The sequence below is a fragment of the Methanosaeta sp. UBA356 genome, from assembly GCF_002496465.1.
GTDB lineage: Archaea > Halobacteriota > Methanosarcinia > Methanotrichales > Methanotrichaceae > Methanothrix > Methanothrix soehngenii.
On record NZ_DAKC01000005.1, the window covers coordinates 26,772 to 27,970 of the forward strand.

General features: G+C 49.9%; 2 protein-coding genes. One reads left to right on the plus strand and one right to left on the minus strand.

The annotated features are described in order from the left end of the window. Positions 1-5: 5 nt before the first annotated feature. Entirely contained in the window at positions 6-224 is a 219-nt protein-coding gene (locus BP727_RS00400; protein ID WP_276621103.1) for an antitoxin family protein, read from the minus strand. A gap of 538 nt (positions 225-762) precedes the next feature. On the opposite strand from BP727_RS00400, the gene BP727_RS00405 reads away from it, so the two are divergent. Then, a complete protein-coding gene (locus tag BP727_RS00405; RefSeq protein ID WP_013718038.1) occupies positions 763-966 on the plus strand; it encodes a hypothetical protein in 204 nt (67 codons plus the stop codon). Positions 967-1,199: the final 233 nt, after the last annotated feature.

The window sequence follows — 1,199 nt, forward strand, 5'->3', positions numbered from 1 at the left end:
TGGCATCAATGAACACTTGTCTCGTAATCTTCATGCGCTTCCTCTAGCCCCTCCCAACACTTTACGATCCCAAAGATTCTTCTGGTAGCGCTCCTTTGGACGCTTATCTCGACCTCATCACCTTCTTTTAGGTTCAACTCCCCAAGGGGCTTGAGGACCTTATCTTCGTATCTAGCCCTGATCACGGCACCCATCGTCTCACCAACATCATGATTGTCTTCCATGGATAAATGAATATGGCTTTCACGCCTTATAAAGTGATGCCGATGATTCGTCGTGATCCGGTATGGCCAGCCGCCTGCCGGGCCCCGTGCGAGTACGCGTGCTCTCGCATGGGCGCGCGTGCCCATGTGGGCTTGCCGCCATGAGAGCCGGGAGGCCGGTCGGGCCTGCGGTTGGGGGCTTGCCTATTTGATGGGCAGCTTTTCAAGGGGGGCTGGATTTTGGGAAGCAATGGCGGGTCAGCTTTTATTACTAGCTGAAAATTATAACCGAACAACTACCGATCACACCACAGAGCCACAGAGCGCACGGAGGACGCACAGAGATTCTTGGGCGAAGTTTCGGGGCTGTCGTCTCCAGATTTGCAATTATTGCGAATTCTAGGCTACTTGCACAGCAGCTCATCAGCTGTGCTGCATCCTCGCCGGAGTTCAAGGTCGCGCTCCCCAGTGCTTCGCTCGTGGCAGAGCCAACGGGTATCATGGCAGTTTACAGTGCGATGGATCAATTTAAATATGAATCAGATCATTTAGATTTCTGTTGGCTAATGCGCAAAAATGCATCTATTGGAAGGAGGAGTCGCTCATTCCCGAAGAGATACCAGAGCAGTACTACAGTTTAGATGATAACCAGATGCCTTACGGCGGAGCAACAGACATCCACGGCAAGATACTCTGGAAGGTCTCCAAAGAAGAGCATGACCAGATGATGTTTCGCATAAAGAAGGCATTTGGAAAAGAGTAATGGCTATGCGGCGAGCAGCCATTGATGCGGATATTTTCTTCTTTTCCATCAGCCATAAGAGCGAAAGCCTAACCAAGCGGGATATAAATCCGTACGATATTAAAAAATTTTTATTCCATCTTAGCAGTCATCCTGATATCTCGCTATGTGTTCCCATATCCGTCCTTGGAGAAGTAGTCATCATATGCGTTGAAGGTGAGTGGAAAGGCCGGGAGGGCAAGCATAATCGTGAA